Consider the following 15551-nt stretch of genomic DNA (forward strand, 5'->3'; position numbering starts at 1 on the left):
ATTTAAAGATGGGCACTTTTCAAATGAGTTTAGTATCTTGTCTTGAAACTCAACTTAAAGTAACCACCATGAAACGCAAACATTTCATTCAGACCACCTCTGTCGCGGTGGTAGGCACCATGCTGAACCCATTATCTTCTTGTAAAACTGAAAAAAAGGCGCCAATTGAGGCTGAACCAGTGCCCGATAGAAAAAACTGGGCCGGTAATTATACCTATCAAGCCGAAAATATTTATGAACCTAGCTCTGTGGAAGAAGTTCAACAACTCGTTAAAAAACTAGATTCGCAGAAAGCATTGGGTTCTACCCATTGTTTCAATGATATTGCCGATAGCCCAAAAAACCAGATTTCGACCAAAAAACTGAACAAAGTAGTTCAACTCAATAAAGAGAATAAAACCTTGACGGTAGAAGCAGGAGCCCGATATGGCGATTTTGCCGAAATGCTGCACAAAGAAGGCTTTGCATTGCACAATTTGGCTTCATTACCGCATATATCGGTTGCCGGCGCATGTGCCACGGCCACACATGGCTCAGGTGTCAACAATAAGAACTTAGCAGGGCAAGTTGTTTCCTTAGAATTGGTCAAACCGGATGGCAGCCTTGTCACCTTGAATAGGGAACATCCAGACTTTGGTGCCGTAGTCGTAGGCCTAGGCGCCTTTGGTATTATCACTAAGGTCACCTTGATGCTTCAGGATACTTTTGATGTTCGGCAAGATGTGTTTTTAGATTTACCCCTAGAATCGGTCAAATCGAACTTTGATGATATTATGTCGAGCGGTTATAGCGTAAGTCTCTTCACTGATTGGATGGATAAAAAAGTGAGCGAAGTCTGGGTGAAGCGAAAAGTGAGCAAAGAAATGACCGATTTGGGAACCCACTTTTACGGTGCCACACCTGCCACAAAGAATATTCACCCGATAGTCGCGCTAGATGCAATCAACTGTACCGATCAAATGGGGGTTCCAGGGCCATGGTACGATAGACTTCCACATTTTAAGATGGGTTTTACCCCAAGTGCCGGTGAAGAATTACAATCGGAATATTTTGTACCGCGAGAACATGCGGTTGATGCCATTTTGGCCATTGAAAAAATGAAAGACGAGATTTTCCCCCACATTCTAATCTCTGAAATCAGGTCTATTGCCGCCGACGGTTACTGGATAAGTCCTTGCTTTCAACAAGACTGTATCACCATACACACTACATGGCAGCAAAAACCAAAAGAAGTCATGGCCCTATTGCCCAAAATAGAGGAAGCCTTAGCGCCTTTCAATGCCAAACCACACTGGGGAAAGCTTTTTACCATCGACCCAAAGACATTACAAGGTAGATATCAAAAGCATGCCGATTTTCTCGTTTTGGCCAAAAGCTACGACCCTAATGGCAAGTTCAAAAACAATTATTTGAGCAAGAACATATATTAGCGCCCCCTTTTGTTCCTAAACAGCCCTTCATCTTAGAAAATGACCAGTTATAGTAGATGGATTCTAATATGGACCTAAAATTCTGATTATCAATTCTTATAATTAATCAAATTTTAACAGTGAAGTAAAAATACTATTTGATTTTTGTAAGTCACATACCATCAAAAATTCATAATTTCAAACAAATCTTTACTATCATGGCTACATTCAACTTAAAAATCAATGGAAAAACCCAAGAGATCGAGGTAGATCCCAGCACACCAATGCTATGGGTCTTGCGCGACCATTTTCAATTGGTAGGTACCAAATACGGTTGCGGTATAGCACAATGCGGTGCTTGTACCATTCACTTGGGCGATAATGCGGTTCGTTCTTGTCAATTGCCCGTATCTGCAGTAGGTGAACAGGAAGTAACAACAATCGAGGGATTGTCAGAGAACGGCGACCATCCGGTTCAAAAGGCTTGGTTAGAGGTAGATGTACCCCAATGTGGTTATTGCCAAGCGGGTCAGATCATGACAGCTTCGGCCTTTTTGAAATCCAATCCGAACCCGAGCGATGCAGAGATCGAATCGGCTATGAACGGAAACATTTGCCGTTGCGGTACTTACACACGGATTAAGAAAGCCGTAAAAATGGCTGCGAATCCTGACCAATCCTAATCCTTCAAACTCCCTAAAAGCAACATCATGACACTGGTAAAAACATCTTATAACAGACGTTCATTTTTAAAAACGACCACCATGGCAGGTGGCGGATTGGTATTAGGTTTTAGTTGGCTGGCCTCGTGCAAACCAGAAGTACAACAGCAACAAGTTGCTGAAATGCCCAAAGAATGGTTCGACCTGAACGGCTATCTGAAAATCGGCGATAATGGCATGGTCACCATCATGTCTCCTAACCCGGAAATTGGGCAAAATGTAAAGACATCGATGCCTATGATAGTTGCCGAAGAACTTGATGTTGACTGGAAAGATGTTATTGTTAAACAAGCACCACTGAACACCGAAATTTTTTCACGTCAGTTGGCAGGAGGTAGCCAGAGTATCCGCCAAGGATGGGAAAGCCTTCGAATGGCAGGTGCTACCGCAAAGCATATGCTGGTCGCGGCCGCAGCGCAAGAGTGGCAAGTTCCGGCCAGTGAAATAACCGTTAGCAATGGCGAAATTTCACATAAGGCTTCTGGAAAAAGGGCCCATTTTGGCGAGATGGCTTCCGCAGCCGCTCAATTGACCGTACCTGAGGAAGTCAAATTGAAAGAACATAAAGACTTTACCATTATCGGTACGTCAAGAAAGAATGTTGACGGCAAAAAGATAGTTACCGGCCAACCTTTATACGGTCTTGATGTTCAAAAAGAGGGAATGCTTATCGCCATGATAGCGCATCCGCCCGCTTTTGGCATGCAATTAAAATCGTTCGATGCAGAAGAGGCCAAATCAATGCCCGGTATCAAAGATGTTTTTCAGATGAAAACCTTTGAAGACGACTATAACATGAGCGCCTTTGACAATACCGCGTTCAAAAATTTGGTCGTTGTTGTCGGGGAAACTACTTGGCAGGTGATGCAGGCTAAAAAAGCACTGAAAGTTGAGTGGGAACAATCTCCTACCCAGGAAGCAAAAATGCAGATTTTCGGTCGTGAAATGAACGTTCGTTTTCCAGAAGGTCTAGAAGGCACCGAAGGTCATAACGAAACTTTGGCCCAACAAGGTAAAATTACGCAGGAAGTAGCCCGTAAAGATGGCGACCCAGAAGCCATGTTCAAGAAAGCTGCCAAGATTATCGAGCGCAGTTATTCTTGTCCGTTTTTGGCACACAACTGTATGGAGCCCATGAACTTCTTTGCAGATGTAAAAGCTGATGAGGCTACCCTTATTGGCCCCATTCAAACTCCAGAAATTATGGAGCAAAGCGTTTCTGCGCGATTGGGTCTCCCCCTAGAAAAAATAGATATTCAGATGACCCGTATGGGCGGTGGTTTTGGACGTAGACTGTACGGACACTTTTTGACCGAGGCCGGAGTAATTTCACAAAAGATGAAATCGCCCATTAAATTGGTCTATACACGCGAAGATGATATGAGTATGGGGGTCTATCGCCCGGCCTATCACGCCTATTACCGCGCAGCTTTAGATGCCAACAACAATCTAATTGCGTTTCATGTTCGGGCCGGTGGTATTCCGGAAAGCCCATTAGCAGCCAACCGTTTTCCTGCCGGAGCTGTAGACCACTATCTTGCAGAGAACTGGACAGTCGATTCCAATATTACGGTAGGGGCGTTCAGAGCGCCGCGATCAAACTTTATCGCCGGCGCAGAACAATCATTTTTAGACGAGGTGGCCGAAGCTGCCGGAAAAGACCCTATCGATTTTCGATTGGAGCTATTGAAAAAAGCACAAGAAAAGCCCGTGGGTGAAAACAACGATTACGAGGCCGATCGCTACGCCGGAGTGTTAGAACTGGTTCGTGACAAAGCCAATTGGGGCCAGGAGAAAGCCGGTATGCACCGCGGGGTTTCTGCCTATTTCTGTCATAACTCGTATGTAGCCCAAGTACTGGATATAACTATGAAGGATGATAAGCCAACCGTTGAAAAAGTTACCGCTGCCATCGATTGCGGAATAGTCGTCAACCCCGATGCGGCAAAAAATTTGGCCGAAGGCGGTGCGGTTGATGGTATTGGCCATGCCATGTACAGCGGACTGACCTTTAAAGACGGAGCGCCCGAACAGAGTAATTTTGACAAATACCGATTGATTCGTCATAGTGAGGCACCTAAAGAAATAGAAACTTATTTTGTTGAAAACGGCATCGATCCTACGGGACTGGGCGAACCGCCTTTCCCTCCCATTATGGGCGCATTGGCCAACGCTCTGTATAAAGCTACCGGTACGAGACACTATCACCAACCTTTTATAACCGAAAAACAGGTGGTAGGGTAAAGAGAAGTAGTTAGAAATTAAACCCAAAGCTAAACAACAGTCGGCTGCCTTCATCACCATGGTATAAACCGAGGTTGCCTGTAAAGGCACTAAAGCCCGTTACCCACACGGAACCGCCGAAATTGTTTTTCCATTTGGAAGAACCATCGTCGGCCAACCATACGCGGCCATAGTCAAAACCGGCGCTTACACCGATTTGTAAAGGCACAAAATCAGTACGGAACCTCGAAACGCCCACTCTTAAATCGGTCGACTGATAAAAGGCCGATTTACCGTTAAAACGTTCGTTTCTGTAAGCCCTCAGACTTTTGTTGCCCCCTAAAAGAGCACCGTGGTAAAACTCATAGTTATCGCCTAAAACGGTCTCACCTGCTACTTTGGTAGCAATGACTGCGATACCGCTGGGGTGTAAGGGGTAGATAAGTGACAAAGAAGGTTTAACATACCCAAAATGGTTGTCTTGCCCGCTGATATTCGATTTATATCCGATAGCCATATCAAAATTCATGGCCCTGTTAGGAAATGCAGGGTCGTTCATATTTTTATAAGAATAACCGGCCTCTGCAGAGGCATATAATTGCGGTTCGTAAACATCATTATCAGAAGCAAATACCTGACCTACATATCGGTCGTCATCATTTGATACGTCATAAGATTCCAGACCGGGTCGAAGGTATAGTTGGCTGCCGCCACTACCATGCAATAAATAAGGCGAAATTTGCCATTGACGTATACGCACCCGATTGTAATCGCGATCTAAACTGGTATCGTACGGGCTGTTATTGCCCGCACCAAAGTAATTCATGGTGAAGTTAGGGCTGGTATATCGCAGGTCGAGCCCTAGGTTCCATTCATGAAATACGTTTGCGAATTCACCATTGTAATCGACCGAAAATCCGTTGGTGGCAAAATAGTATTCTGCACCCAGGGTATGTTGCGCCTGAAACGGATTGTTAGCCAAGCCGTAGGTCGTAAAACGGTCTTTTAGCCCTATTCTAAAACCTGTATCGCCATCATAACCGCCGCTAGGGTACAGAATATTCTCATGGTATTTTCTCTTAAGATAATCATAGGTATTGACCGAATAAGAATCTGTCAACCATTTTCTCGACTTAGGGTTGACAATCGTATTGTCTTTGCTCTCATAATCGTAGAGCTTTACTTTTTTGACGGATTTAAAGTCGTAGGTATCATTTTTCTTTCCACCAATTACTTTGATATTAATAGGCTTGTTGCCATCACCTGTAACCTCGAACGTATCATTACCATCTAAACCGTAGACCCAAATTTCTTTGGTCTGGTCGGCATAGTACGAATTCTCAAAAACAACCGAATCTTGGGTTATGGTAATATGTGTTTCGCCATTGGGCTTTCTGGCAATCAAAAATCCATCATCTTCTTCGGTACCAATAACCACCTCAAACCGTTTCAAATAGTCATAATAAGATTGGGCAATAGTGGCCAAACCATCACGTCGGGCCTTCAAGTATTTCTTAATGGTGTCAATACTTTCGTCTTGCGCCTCTTGGGGCAATGACACAAAGGCTTTTTCAATTTCCTCGTCAGTCAGTTGTTGTTGAATAAAATCGACCTGGACTTTCCAATCTTCCCATGTGGCGAGCTTTATAAAAGTTTTATCCATAGGGTATCCCGAAAGATTGAACCACTTTTCACTTTTAACATCAACATCATAGCTTTCCATTCTACGAAGTCTTGGAAATGAAAATTTTAAAAGGGAGATAATAGGTCCGTCATACTTAGGAAAAGCCTGATCCCAATCTCTAGGAATCGCTTCATAGCGCTTTCTACCATCTTCAGTCTCAAATTCTGCCCAGCGCCATTGATCTTGATGCCGATCCCAATTGCCCACCAACATATCGAATAAACGGGCACGAATAAAACTAGCTTCATCGACAAAAGCATCTTTAGATTCCCTCAATTTGAAGCGCAGGTCGTGCGTGCTTAGAATATCATCTGGTTTACCGAAGGTTTCAAAATTTTTGTTTTCGTCGCCGGCATGTTCCTCTAACATAAAAAGGGCATCGCCGTAATCTTCATTAAAAATTCCCAATCCCCTTTGTTTGGGTACATAATAAATTTCGGGGTTGGCATGAAGTACTTCTAAGGTCTCTGACAACTCATTCATCGCAAAAGGCGCATAAGGGTGCGCGGTAGTGTAAAAGTCAAGCACATATCTCTCGGCTACTGTGTTATCTAAATAATCGATGACGTAGTGCGTAGTAATGGCATTGGTCTGCAAGAATCTAAGTGCACTTTTTCGTAAGGCCCGTAAGGTATATTCGTTCTCATTATCATCAATAAGCCTAAGCGACCTCGATTGGTTACCTCCGCCCTCTGAAATTGGTCTGACATTATGCGGTAACCGGTCTATTTGCAATACAGGCGCTTCAATTTTTTTACTGTAGATACTTCTGTAATGGTCTCCCCATAACCATTTATAGAAGCCCCCTTTTTCGGTTTCTTCTTTGGTATAAATTGATGCCTTTACCGACGACCCAATATTTTTGTCAGCATAAGATATCTCATCTTCGTAAAGACGGTCTCTTTTAATTTGTTGGGTAAATTTTGGTTTTGCATCCTCGTTTTCGATTTCAAAGAAATCTACTTTAGAACTTCCATTCTTAAAAACGGTCAGCTTAGCATACCCTTGCTTATCGCTTTCAAAATGTTCTTCTTTACGTGCCCGAGCTTTTTCCGTTTTACCTATAGCACCACTGATAATTTGCGGAATACCATCATCTTCTAGGTATTGAAGGTTTCTATCTTTTCCCGACACGAATATGACATCTTCAAACTGACTGGCTAGAGTTTCCATTCGACCGCGTAGTTGTCTATTTTGTGCGTTCTGATAAGATTGCGACGTAAAGCCCCCCATTTTGTCAATTGCTGAAATTTTTGAATTGCTCATGACAGGCTGGTACACGGCCACAATTACCGTTTTGCCTTGGCTATCTTTTAAATCGTCTTTGAACTCTGCCCAGAATTCACTTCTGGTCTTGTATTCACACTTTTCATTAATGTAGGGGTGTTCATCCCAATCTTCTAAAAACCATTGCGAATCTACCATCTCTAAAACCACCTCATCGTTGATGTCTTCACGTTCTAGCGGACACCCATCATTGGGCCAAAACTTGGCCTTGCTATTATCTTGCAAATAAGATTCAAGGTCATCAATACTCTGGGGTGCATCGGTCAACCATTCATTTTTGCCTGGGGTTAAGATGACATTACCGTTAAAATCGTCCCAAACCTGCATTAAAGGTTTTAAATAGGCCTTTGCGCTTTCTTGCTTTTCTTCTTTAGAAGGAAACCCATTTTTATCAACAACATTGCCTAGAAGTAGCAGCGTAGCATTCTCATCTTTTTTGGAGGCCGTGTTGATAGCTTCCAGCATCCCTTTCGCGTCTTGAAAGGATACATCGCCCAAATGGGAAGTGATATAAAAGGTATGGGAAACTTCTTTGTCTAGTTCATCACTTGTTTGTGAGAATAGCGATTGAAACAGGAAGAAAGTAATACCTATACAAAAAAATGCTCGCATGAAAATTGGTTTTGGCTGTCTAGAAGACACTAATGCGGCGCAACTTAGCAAATGCCCCAATCTAAGGTTGCCTAAAAAGAATTTTACCTTGCCTCAAAAAATCAGAAAAAAATTTTATCAAGGAAAGAGAAAAGAAGTTTGGTCATTGTCCCGTAGCTGCACTCTTTGAACGACCCCAGTTCCCTCAAAATGGATGGAAAAACCTTTTATGAGAGCAGATTCATCGGGCACGGGCATTTGATAGGCCATTTGCCCATTTACCAGAATCTGCATTCGTCCGTTTCTTGATTGTAACCCTAAATTGACAGGACGTTCAAAATCGACCCCAAAACCTGAAAGGTCAGTCTTCTTACCATCGATGTATTGCCCAAAGGCCATCATGTTCAATGTAGCCACACAACCTTGGTTAGATAACGGAACCCCCACGGCCCCACCTTCATAAATTAAATAGACTTGAGCACGGTGACAACCGCTCGAATTCTGTGGCGTGGTATTTTGTAAATCTATTGAAAAATTAAAGTCTTGGATACTGATGGGTCCGAAATCATTCATTTGATAAAAACCAATCGAAACATCGCTCGTTCTTGGGTCTAACCGATAGCTCTTCAAAACTGTACTATCGACCCCAAGAAGTCCATCCTTTAGAATAACATTCTCGTCTAAATACAGCGGGATTGAATCACGTTCAATCACCCCCAACCAACCATCGGTAGGTATAAATACATCTTCTCGTGCTACTACTGATTCATCGACCATTAATTTGGCATTAAAGAACCCAGGTCGATGGTAGATACAGGTTGCCACACTGTCGCCTCTTTCGACCTCAATACGCTTTCCGGGGTCCCAATCTTGTTGAATTTCTATTTCGGCCCCATCATTAGCTGCGGAAGCTTTGTATTCAAATACTACCGAATTAGGAAGCCCTTTCGCTATCGTTCTACTCTTCAAATAAAAATCAGTCTCGTTATAGCTAACCGAACTTGTGTGTACATCCTCCTTTTGCGGCCAATTGAGTGATAGTATGGCGATGGCAATTGTTAACACCCCTATCACGGCTAAAATTTTTTGCCAAGGAACCTCTCTCTTAAACTCTTTACTATCTACCGCGGTTTGAGTCTTTTTAAATTCTCGCCAGTCGGTAAACCCGATAAATTGTGAAAGAATGTTCAGTGTTGCAGCGCTCGGGTTGGCAACTCTTTCGGCACGGCCCCAAATGCGTTTGAGTGTTGTGACGCTCAGCCGTTTTTTGGTCGCTTCCAATATTCGTTCGCTCAAGGCCTCAAAATCACTATTACTCCATGTGCTGCCACTACCCCAACCCAAATGGGTTTCGATTTGGGTGACCAAAAGTCGGATCATATATGTGTTTGAATTTTCCATAAAACTACTCAGTCACAGGTCTATTTTAAGCCATGAACAGGATTAAACATGATTGAACAGATTGAACAGGCCTTGGGTACCGGAGCACAAATACCTTTAACACTATCAAATTTACCTTTTTAATATAAAATCTGTACAACTATGAAATCGAGAACACCTCTATCACCGTTTCTGCTTTTGAGCTTATTATGCTTTTCGACTCTTTGGGGTCAGGGTAAGAAGCAAAAACCTATTAATTATGCATTGAACTCAAAGAATTGGGCTACCCTGACCGACAATGTCAGTTTTGACGATTATAAAGGAGTGTCCGCAGCTAGCAGCACCAATGACAAACCCTTTCAAATTATGCTCAAAGATGTTGAGTTCGCCAATGGCATCATCGAATTTGATGTCGAATTAAAGGGAATGGGGTTTCCGGGAATCACCTTTCGAATTGACAAAGACAGTCTAAATGGTGAAATCTTCTATCTGCGACATTTTGGAGATCCTGACCCTATGCTACGAACTACCATGCAATATGCGGCAATAGTCGACAAAGTAAACCTATGGGACCTTACCGATGAATACCAAGCGGCATCGAGCTTATTGGAAAACCAATGGAACCATATTAAAATGGTTATCAACGGCAAACAGATGCGGGTTTATGTAAACAATATGAAAAAGCCTTCCCTTTATATTCCCGCTATGGAAGGAATCACCTCATCGGGCGCCATTTCGTTATCGGGTAACGTAGTCTTTGCCAATATGCAGATTACCCCAGATGCTACCGAAGGTATCCCGGCCGATGAAGGCTACGACCCTACTGCCAGTGATTCTCGATATCTTCGCAATTGGCAAGTGACCGAACCCATTGACTTTCCTTTTGGGGAAGACCTTCTTAAAGGTATACCCTACAGCCCAGGTGTTGCCATACGTGACGATTTATGGGACAGTACTGCGACATGGCAAGATGTGAAAGCTTCCAGACGAGGGCTGGTCAACCTGACCTACAATTTCGGGCAGACCGAAAGTGGTTCAAGAAGACTCACTTGGCTTAAAACAACCATAAATGCCAAAACAGCCATAAGCAAACGTTTAGACTTTGGTTTTAGCGACGAAGTGTGGCTTTTTATTAACGGCCAACCCCTTTACATTGACAAAAATTATTACGGTTCTCCCGGCATGAAAGAGCCCAAAGGAAGATGTACGCTAGAAAATTCTTCAATAGACATTCCTTTACAAGAAGGAGAAAACGAAATTCTTATCGGCCTTACCAATTATTTCTATGGTTGGGGCGTTATCGCCAGGTTCAGTAACAATGAAGGCATTGTTCATCTTTAATTCTCTATAAAATAGACCGGAACATAAAAAATTCCGGTCTATTTCCTCTCTTAGCGTAAAGGCCCCTTAACTTCTTTTTTAAATTATAGTTCTGACAACTAATGCCTTTTCTTCCTAAGAATAGCATACCTAAGCGCATTAAAAGTTGTTGAATTGCTAATATAAAGCCGGCTGAAACCCCATATTTACAAATGATGCAACAAATATACTAGCATACGCTTCAAGAGTTTTATCGTATCGCCTACCTCAAAAATATATTTGTCTTGCTCGATTGCCTTATAAGTTTGAAGAGGCCGAGACAACTTAACTTAAACTCAACATTATGATCAAACTCAAATTAGCGTGCATTACTCTTTTTGTAATGTTCGGGCACTTTGCCTTTTCGCAAACTACAGTGAGCGGTGTAGTGTCTGACGAATCCGGGGTACCCTTGCCCGGAGCCTCAATTGTGGTGGCTGGTACGACCAACGGTACCCAAACCGATTTTGACGGTAATTATACCATTTCAGATGTACCGCCCAATGGAAACTTGACCGTAAGTTATATCGGTTATTTAACCCAGCAGGTACCGGTCAACAGTAGAACGACCATTAACGTAACATTGGCAGAAGACCTTCAGACCTTGGATGAGGTTGTGGTTGTGGGATACGGCACTCAATCAAGGGCTGAGGTCACCGGTGCCATTACTACCGTTGGCTCAGAAGAGCTGACCGCCTTGCCGGTCGCTACGGCCGACCAAGCTTTACAAGGTAGAGCAGCTGGGGTAACGGTCTTGAACACAGGTTCCCCCGGAACCGCTCCGGTAGTTCGTATCCGTGGTTTAGGAACGATGAACAACAACGACCCGTTATATGTAATAGACGGAGTTATTGCTGGAGGTCTAGGTGATTTGAACCCTAATGACATCGAATCGATCAACGTCTTAAAAGATGCTTCTACAACTGCTATTTATGGTTCGCTAGGGTCGAACGGCGTTGTAATGGTCACTACCAAAAAAGGGCGTAGAACCGGTAAGACGGTAATTAACCTTGACTCTTATACCGGTATTCAATACTCCGACCAGCGTTACGATATACTTGATGCCGAGCAATACAGACAATTTGCACAAGAAGGTTTTGGTTTTACACCGACATCACCTCTATCACAGTCTAATAACGACACCGACTTTCAAGATGCCATTTTTAGAACCGGCGTTATGCAAAAGGTTGATTTGGGTATTTCGGGAGGAACGGAAAATGGTGATTTTAGGTTTTCCGCAGGATATATGGACCAAGAAGGTGCCATCATTGAAACAGGTTTCGAACGTTTCTCTTTTCGCGCCAACAGTAATTTTAGCATAGGTAAATTTAAGTTTGGGGAAACTATGTCGGTTTCATTTAACACCCAAAACCCTGAAAGAAACCTCGGTGCACGTTCTTTATTGGAACATGCTATAAAAATTCCACCGTATCTGCCCGTTTACAACCCTAACAACCTTGGAGGTTTTCAAGGGCCAAGCTCTGGGTTGGATGGGCAAGATGCCGAAAACCCGGTTAGGGTACAGACCTTGGGCGAACACGTAAACAAATCTTCGGCCATTATCGGAAGTATTTTTGGTGAATTTGAGATTCTGAATGGTTTGACCTTCAAAAGCCAAGCAGGTCTTGAATACCGTAACTCGAATACCGACATTTTTAGGCCTTCATATAACGATGATAGCGAAGGTGCTACCCATGCCTCTAACTTCGCCGCCATAACAAAAAACTCGAGCCTAAGAAAATCGATTATTTTGACCAATAGTTTAAACTACACGAAGTCGTTCAACGACGTTCATAACTTCGAGGTGTTGCTATTGGCGGAAAAACAAGATAGAACTGACGACTTACTCAACTCCAATAGTCAGAACCCGATCACTGACGACCTCAATCAAGTATCTAACGAACAGTCATTTTTACAATCACAATCATTTGAGTATAATCGTATCGGTTATTTGGCAAGGTTGAACTACAACTTTGACCAAAAGTACATTTTCGCGGCCTCTGTAAGGCGTGATGCTTCTTCCCGTTTCGGTTCCAATAATAGATGGGGTACCTTTCCGTCGGTAGCCTTGGGTTGGAATATCGCGAAAGAGAACTTCTTGGCCGACACCTCTATAAGCACCTTAAAATTAAGAGGCAGCTGGGGTGTTACCGGTAATGACAGAATCGGTGATTACCAATACAGTGCCACTTTATTGGCGAACTTTTTCTACCCTATCGGAAATGGCCTGGCCACAGGAACCACAGCTGGTGGTCTTGCCAATCCTGATTTGAAATGGGAGGAAACTACCATGAAAAATATCGGGTTGGATTTTGGCCTTTTTGGAGGTCAGTTTACCGGTGCCATTGAGTACTATAACAACACTAGCGATGACCTCTTGATGAGCAGGCCTCTGCCAGGTTCGCTTGGTATTCATTCCGGTTCGGTAACTGAAAACGTGGGTAGTGTCGAAACCAGTGGTTTTGAAGTAAGCCTAGGCTACAACGATTTTGAAGGCGACTTTACATGGTCGGCCAACCTGAACCTGGGCACCTCGAAAAACGAAGTAAAATCTTTGGGTGCCAATGAATCGCTCTCGGGTGGTACCTTCGAGGCCCAGGATATTTCACGTGTAGAAGTCGGTGAACCTCTGTTCTTCTTCTTTGGTCTAGAAACCGATGGCCTCTATCAATCAGAACAAGAAGTAACGGCACATTTAGGTGCAGATTCAGACAAGTTGCCGGGTGACATACGTTTCGTAGACCAAAATGGTGATCAACAAATCAATGCTGATGACAGGATGAAAATTGGTAATCCGTATCCAGATTTAACATACGGTCTCAATCTGAATGCCAACTACAAACAACTCGACCTAAATCTATTCATTTCAGGGGTTGCCGGTGTTGACGTTTACAATACCAATATTTATGATTTGGAAGGAATGCCCCGTCTCTTCAACGCTGGCACCAATGTGCTCAACCGATGGACAGGACCTAATACTTCCAACTCGGTACCACGAGCCGATGGTAGCCCACAGAACTTCAATTCGATTTCAGATCGTTTTGTCGAAGACGGTTCTTATACACGTTTGAAAAATATAACCCTAGGGTACACCTTGCAAGGTAGTTCGGCACTTGACCAATATTTCTCTAAATGTAGAATATATGTGAGCGGGCAGAACTTGATTACCCTAACCGACTATTCCGGATTAGACCCCGAAGTGGGTAACCCATTGACCAATGATGGTGGTGGCAGACAGTATGAATTGGGTATTGATAGAGGTAACTATCCTCAGCCAAAATCAATCTTACTCGGAGTACAATTATCATTCTAAAAAAAATTACCATGAAAAACAATAAGATCATCTTAACGATTCTTGCCAGTTTAGGCTTGGTATTTAGCTGTAATGAAGATTCCTTAGAGCTGACCAACCCCAATGAACTGTCACCGGATACCTTCTTTCAAAACCCTGTACAGGTGCAATCGGCAGTCAATGCAGTGTATTCGAACCTTCAAACACAAGGTCTTTATAGTAGGCACATGTTCTTTATGATGGATAACATGGCCCATGAAAACGGAGGAAACACCCAATTGGAGGCCGATAAAAGGCAATATCTCGATTTCTCTTTCGATTCGAGTCACGGTGCTATTGGTGCGTATTGGGAAAGTTGCTACCGAGGTATTAATAAGGCCAATTTTGTAATCGAAAATGCAGAGACCATCAACGCTATTTTGCCATCGGTCATGAGCACCGAAGACAAGCAAAAGGCGATGGGCGAAGCGAAGTTTTTAAGAGCGCTGTTCTATTTTCTAATAGTGACCCGATTTGGTGATGCTCCCTTGATTACCACTTTGCCTCCTGATGACGGAGTTGGTTTTCCCAAGAGTAGTGCAGAAGAAATTTATGCTCAAATCATTCAAGACCTGCAAGAAGCTATTCCGACTCTAAAATTAAAAGGTGAAGAAGAAAATGGTCGTGCCACCAAGGGTGCTGCCCAAGGATTGTTAGGCAAAGTATATCTTTTCTTAGAGCGCTATGACGATGCCCTAACCCAATTTAATGCCCTTAATGGTTATTCATTGGAAGACGACTACTTCAACAACTTTAAGGAAGAGACAGAATTCGGGCCAGAGTCTATTTTCGAAATTCAATACGATGACGACCTTGGTTTTAGTGCCCAATGGAATTCAGACCGTTCAGGTGAAGGACCTAACGAGGCCACTTTTAGAGGTCAAGAATACGGTTTTAATGATTGGTTTAACGTTTTTCCGTCTGACGATCTTTTGAACGAATACGAAGAAGGTGATATTCGCTTTGAGCAATCGTTCTATGTCAACGGTGATACTTTTGGCCCTGACAGCACTTTGACCGTCGACCACTTTCCGAGTAACGCCGGAGGTAACGCGGGTTGGTCAAAATACAATAACTACTACAAAGATGCCAACGAGGATCAAACTTCGGGTATCAACTTTAAATACATGAGATATGCCGACGTTCTATTGATGATGGCCGAATGTGAGAGCATGAGACCGGGGGGTGACCAAGATACCGCAGTAGGGCTCATCAACCAAGTTCGTGAACGGGCAGGTCTAGACCCTTTACCAACCGGTTTATCTCAAACCCAAGTATTCGATGCCTTGATTCATGAGCGAAAAGTGGAATTGGCCGGTGAGCAGTGTAGATTTAATGACATTATACGCTGGGGCGTGTCTGATACCGAATTGGCAGGAACCAATTTTCAAGCGGGCAAACATGAATTATTACCCATTCCACAAGCAGAAATTGATGCTAACATCAACTTGACTTCTGCTGATCAAAACCCAGGATATTAGTTATTTTTTCAGAATAGTTTCTTTAAGTTAGTTTAGTTTTTTCAGAAAACAGCGTGTAGGTAGCACGCTGTTTTTTTACTATCA

The 15551-nt window shown here is 43.2% G+C and carries 8 protein-coding genes; 6 read left to right on the forward strand and 2 right to left on the reverse strand.

The window, feature by feature from the left end:
- The first annotated feature begins 68 nt into the window (after positions 1-68).
- From IL356_RS02375 to IL356_RS02385, 3 genes are all read left to right on the forward strand, one after another.
- Positions 69-1430 carry an FAD-binding protein gene (locus IL356_RS02375; RefSeq protein WP_121850564.1) on the forward strand — a complete coding sequence of 454 codons (1362 nt, stop codon included), beginning with the start codon at positions 69-71 and terminating at the stop codon, positions 1428-1430.
- A 197-nt stretch (positions 1431-1627) separates the two neighbouring features.
- A complete protein-coding gene (locus IL356_RS02380; protein WP_121847392.1) occupies positions 1628-2092 on the forward strand; it encodes a (2Fe-2S)-binding protein in 465 nt (154 codons plus the stop codon).
- Between the two features lie 27 nt (positions 2093-2119).
- The gene (locus tag IL356_RS02385; protein WP_121847391.1) at positions 2120-4375 is read left to right on the forward strand and encodes a xanthine dehydrogenase family protein molybdopterin-binding subunit; all 2256 of its coding nucleotides are present in this window, start codon (positions 2120-2122) and stop codon (positions 4373-4375) included.
- Between the two features lie 10 nt (positions 4376-4385).
- Here the strand turns inward: IL356_RS02385 and IL356_RS02390 are convergent, their stop codons facing one another.
- Positions 4386-7937 carry a BamA/TamA family outer membrane protein gene (locus IL356_RS02390; RefSeq protein ID WP_121847390.1) on the reverse strand — a complete coding sequence of 1184 codons (3552 nt, stop codon included), beginning with the start codon at positions 7935-7937 and terminating at the stop codon, positions 4386-4388.
- Positions 7938-8054: 117 nt separating this feature from the next.
- On the reverse strand, positions 8055-9317 hold the full coding sequence (locus IL356_RS02395) for a hypothetical protein (protein ID WP_192466527.1): 1263 nt from the start codon (positions 9315-9317) through the stop codon (positions 8055-8057).
- Positions 9318-9458: 141 nt separating this feature from the next.
- Here IL356_RS02395 and IL356_RS02400 point away from each other — a divergent pair, with 141 nt between their 5' ends.
- The 3 genes from IL356_RS02400 (at position 9459) to IL356_RS02410 (ending at position 15467) form a co-directional block, all read left to right on the forward strand.
- Positions 9459-10637, forward strand: a complete 1179-nt coding sequence (locus tag IL356_RS02400; RefSeq protein WP_121847388.1) for a hypothetical protein — start codon at positions 9459-9461, stop codon at positions 10635-10637.
- A 322-nt stretch (positions 10638-10959) separates the two neighbouring features.
- Positions 10960-13968: a SusC/RagA family TonB-linked outer membrane protein gene (locus IL356_RS02405; RefSeq protein ID WP_121847387.1), complete on the forward strand. Its 3009-nt coding sequence runs from the start codon at positions 10960-10962 to the stop codon at positions 13966-13968.
- 11 nt (positions 13969-13979) lie between these two features.
- Entirely contained in the window at positions 13980-15467 is a 1488-nt protein-coding gene (locus tag IL356_RS02410) for a RagB/SusD family nutrient uptake outer membrane protein (RefSeq protein WP_121847386.1), read from the forward strand.
- The last annotated feature ends 84 nt before the right edge of the window (positions 15468-15551 follow it).

The organism is Euzebyella marina, assembly GCF_014855515.1.
GTDB classification, from domain to species: domain Bacteria; phylum Bacteroidota; class Bacteroidia; order Flavobacteriales; family Flavobacteriaceae; genus Euzebyella; species Euzebyella marina.

Coding starts and splice junctions, on each gene's coding strand:
- IL356_RS02375 (WP_121850564.1), top strand. CDS start 69: ATGAAACGCAAACATTTCATTCAGACCACCTCTGTCGCGGTGGTAGGC.
- IL356_RS02380 (WP_121847392.1), top strand. CDS start 1,628: ATGGCTACATTCAACTTAAAAATCAATGGAAAAACCCAAGAGATCGAG.
- IL356_RS02385 (WP_121847391.1), top strand. CDS start 2,120: ATGACACTGGTAAAAACATCTTATAACAGACGTTCATTTTTAAAAACG.
- IL356_RS02390 (WP_121847390.1), bottom strand. CDS start 7,937: ATGCGAGCATTTTTTTGTATAGGTATTACTTTCTTCCTGTTTCAATCG.
- IL356_RS02395 (WP_192466527.1), bottom strand. CDS start 9,317: ATGGAAAATTCAAACACATATATGATCCGACTTTTGGTCACCCAAATC.
- IL356_RS02400 (WP_121847388.1), top strand. CDS start 9,459: ATGAAATCGAGAACACCTCTATCACCGTTTCTGCTTTTGAGCTTATTA.
- IL356_RS02405 (WP_121847387.1), top strand. CDS start 10,960: ATGATCAAACTCAAATTAGCGTGCATTACTCTTTTTGTAATGTTCGGG.
- IL356_RS02410 (WP_121847386.1), top strand. CDS start 13,980: ATGAAAAACAATAAGATCATCTTAACGATTCTTGCCAGTTTAGGCTTG.